This window comes from Bacillus sp. JJ664, from assembly GCF_036962205.1.
In the GTDB taxonomy this organism is placed as follows: domain Bacteria; phylum Bacillota; class Bacilli; order Bacillales; family Bacillaceae_G; genus Gottfriedia.
Window position 1 is genome coordinate 1 of record NZ_JBALMS010000182.1, and the last position, 3,688, is coordinate 3,688.

Sequence of the window (3,688 nt, forward strand, 5' to 3'; positions counted from 1 at the left end):
TAAAGAAATTCTAACAATTTATAATGATGCTATACTCCACACAACTGCAACATTTGATACAAAAATCAAAACAGTTGAAGAGATGTTAGAATGGTTTCAACGTCATTCAGAACAATACCCTGTCATTGTTTCAAAAGAAAATGCCATTGTAACTGGCTATTGTTCACTGACTCAATTTAAAGAAAAAGATGCTTATAAACATACAGTTGAATTATCTGTTTATATACACCCAGAGCATAGACGTAAAGGGCTTGCAAAAAAATTAATGGAAGAAATCATAAAAATTGCAAAAAGTTTAGGTCATCATACAATCATCTCATGTATTACGAGTGGAAATGAAGTAAGCGAAAAATTACATGAAAAATTAGATTTTCAAAAAGTAGGACATATCAAAAAAGCTGGTCAGAAATTTAATGAGTGGTTAGATATTGTTTATTACCAAAAAATGATATAAAGCATCGTCATATTTGAACTGCCCCCCAATCATATTAATTGGGGGGCAGTTTTTCTTTGATCATGCAGCTTAACAAATTTTAATAGACGAGTTACGTCTTCATTTTATTTGCCTTCCTAATTACATTTTATGTTCAGTTATAAAACAAGCCAATCAATATAGAAAAATAAGCGAATATTCATAAATTACGAGAAAGCAACGTAAAATGAATGAGGAATGTCGGAAAGTGGGGGAAATGACCTTGAAATTAAAACGCGCATTGACCCAGAAATTGGCTAAAAAAATGCATAACTTTTTATTTTTGGGAAAAATCGTAACAGAAAGAATGGTAGATAATGAGAAGCAAACTTTATTGTACTATGAAGACGAGGATTTTATTCGATTTTATGTTGAATGTTTATCACCAATACCACAAAAATTAAAAGTAAGTTTTTCAACACAAGAGGTACTCTTTGTAGGAACAACAGCTAATAAAAATAATGAAAGCAAAATAAAGCCTCTCATTAAAAATAAGAAAAAAGATGAAATAATTGCAGGCTTAAAGAAGATTTTTGACACAAAACTAGTTATGTTTCGCCTTGAATACGCAAATGAAGTAATTACAGTTGATATTGTGGACTTTTATGATGGAAAGAGAGACACAATGTATTCATTGTTGCCAGTCATTGAATTAAGGGGTGAAGGAAAACGTGAAGAAGTAGAAAATCGACTGATTAAAGGCTCTTTACCGATTCATTTACCTAAGTATTATAATGATTTCGATCAACCAGAATTTGTATATTACGACAACAGACTATATGGAAATCTATTTTTAAAGTCTATGATGAATGATATTAGTTACTTAGAAAAACAAAATCAAGTTACTTACCAAGAATATGAGGAAGGAGAACTAAATAACTCGTTTATCCATTCAAATCATTTAATCTATTTTATCCCAGAAAAACAATGGGAAGAATTGAAAAAGAATTATAAAAAAGAATGCAAAGAATTAATTTATACACAAGATTATAAAGAAAAGCAATCATTTCCAATCGAATGGACAATTGATCAAAGCGAAAATGCATTTATTGAACGCTTTTATCAAAATTGTTTACAACAAGGATTATTATATGAAAAGAAAGATATCATTAATTTTCATATTTGCTGTAAGTTCCAAGCACTAACCATTTTAGGTGGTGTAAGTGGAACTGGTAAATCACAATTAGCAAGAATTTATGGGGAAACACTAGGTTTAGAATTTAGTAAAGAACTACTTTTTGTACCAATCACCCCTTCTTACAGGGAACATTATGATTTATTAGGCTATTTGAATCCATCAACTGGAATATATATAGATTCTGAGACAGGATTAACAAAACTACTAATTGAAGCCGAGCAATTCCCACATCGAATGTATATGGTCATATTTGATGAAATGAACTTATCTCAAATTGAGCATTGGTTTAGTAAATTTCTTTCAATTCTTGAAATGCCATTAGAAAAACGAGTTATCACCTTATTTCATGATCACAATGTCGTTATTAATCAATTCTATAAGCCAAAAGTAAAAATAGGAAATAATATTATTTTTGTCGGAACAGTAAATTTTGATGAGACTTCGAGTGAATTTTCATTAAGACTACTAGACCGTGTTAATATTATTTCACTCCGATCAACTTCATTCGTTAATTATTATGAAAGAATGAATCAAGAAAATATTTATGAGTCTGTACCACAGGTTTATATAAACGCAGAATTGTATAATGACTGGACAAATTATACATCTAGTTCTCTGGAGCTAACAAAAGATGAACTGAGTTTCTTTGATGAGTTTAATAATGTAGTTGAACAGTCACTAAGCGAAAGAATTATTTCACCCCGTATGATTAAAGATTTATCCAATTATTTAGTCAACATCCCAAATCTAACTTCACATAATCAGTTTGAAAGAAAAGAAGCGATCGATCTGTTTGTCAAACAGCGCGTGTTAACGAAGGTCCGTGGATTACTGGCAAACTTAGAGGAATTAATTGGTACAGGTGAAAATAATGAACAAGAAGGTATTTTAATTTCATTAATGCAATCAAACCTTGGTCGAAAAGTTTCGGAGTTTGATCATTCCATTCATGAACTGAAAAAGAAGAGAAAGCAATTGGAGATTGATGGATATGTCAACTAATATTGCGATAACAGAAATTAGTAATGAAGCCATCCATTTACCATTTTTATTATCAATTCGAATAGGAACTAGAGGGAAAGAGGATAAAATACAATTAAATACATTAACATCGAATTCGAAGGATGCCTATTTATTTACTTATGAGATACAAGAACTAAAACGATTTTTCTTCCAAATAGAAGGTGACTTTGACGGAAAAGTAACATTTATTTGGAATAATTTATATCATTTTCAACAGGAAAATTTAGATGATCAGCAATATATATTTTCAAATGAAATTAGAAAAATATTAATTTATGAACATGGTAAAACTGAAAATGCTTATCCATGGAGATGTGGATATTATGAATTTTGTATTCATTATCAGGACCAACGCTACTTTGGAATGGTCAAAATCATCCCAAAAAATCTAGAATATGACCAGCTAGAATGGATGCATGAAAATTTGAATCAACAAATTAACGGAATCATGAATGATTCACAGTATTTTAAAAAGTCATCCGCAACTTTAACCCAAAATGGTACGATGTATTTTTGGCCAATCATTCGATTTATTGAAGCAAATGAAGAAAGATTATTAGTAGCAATACAACAGTTTAAAAGCAAGTTGAAGCGGAAACAGAAAAAAGAATATGAATTACAAAGAAAAGTAAAAAAGCTCGATTTTACAACATTAAGATGGAATTTAATGCATCCTGCCATATCGAATGCTACGAATTTAACAATGCAGCCTGTTTTATTAGAGGAAAACTATATAGATGAAATTAAATATGCAAAAAATAAAGTAAGGAAATTCATTTTAACGATTGAAACACTATTAACATTTGTAAAATATGAGCTGGTAAAAGATACAAAGAAAATGGAACAAATTGATTTTCAAGTCCAAGATATCGAAAAAATGATGCAAAATGTAGTAGGAAATGGATCAATCACAGAAAGAGAAAAATCAAAATATCGTCAATCAAAATCATTAAAAGAAATGGAATTAGAAAAATTAAAAACAAGTGTCACCGAAAAAAATAGAATTACATCATCACTTGAAAGTTTATACGAAGTGTATTTTAGAGAGTATACGT

3 protein-coding genes are annotated in these 3,688 nt (G+C 29.7%); all 3 read left to right on the forward strand.

What is annotated here, in order from left to right; translation table 11 throughout:
- The coding region (locus V7056_RS19755) for a GNAT family N-acetyltransferase (RefSeq protein ID WP_499704097.1) at positions 1-454 on the forward strand (454 nt) is incomplete at its 5' end.
- Positions 455-695: 241 nt separating this feature from the next.
- Entirely contained in the window at positions 696-2,612 is a 1,917-nt protein-coding gene (locus tag V7056_RS19760; RefSeq protein WP_499704098.1) for a DUF8727 domain-containing protein, read from the forward strand.
- Positions 2,602-3,688, forward strand: a 1,087-nt coding sequence (locus V7056_RS19765) for a hypothetical protein (protein WP_499704099.1), incomplete at its 3' end; no start/stop codon positions are given. The genes V7056_RS19760 and V7056_RS19765, both read left to right, overlap by 11 nt.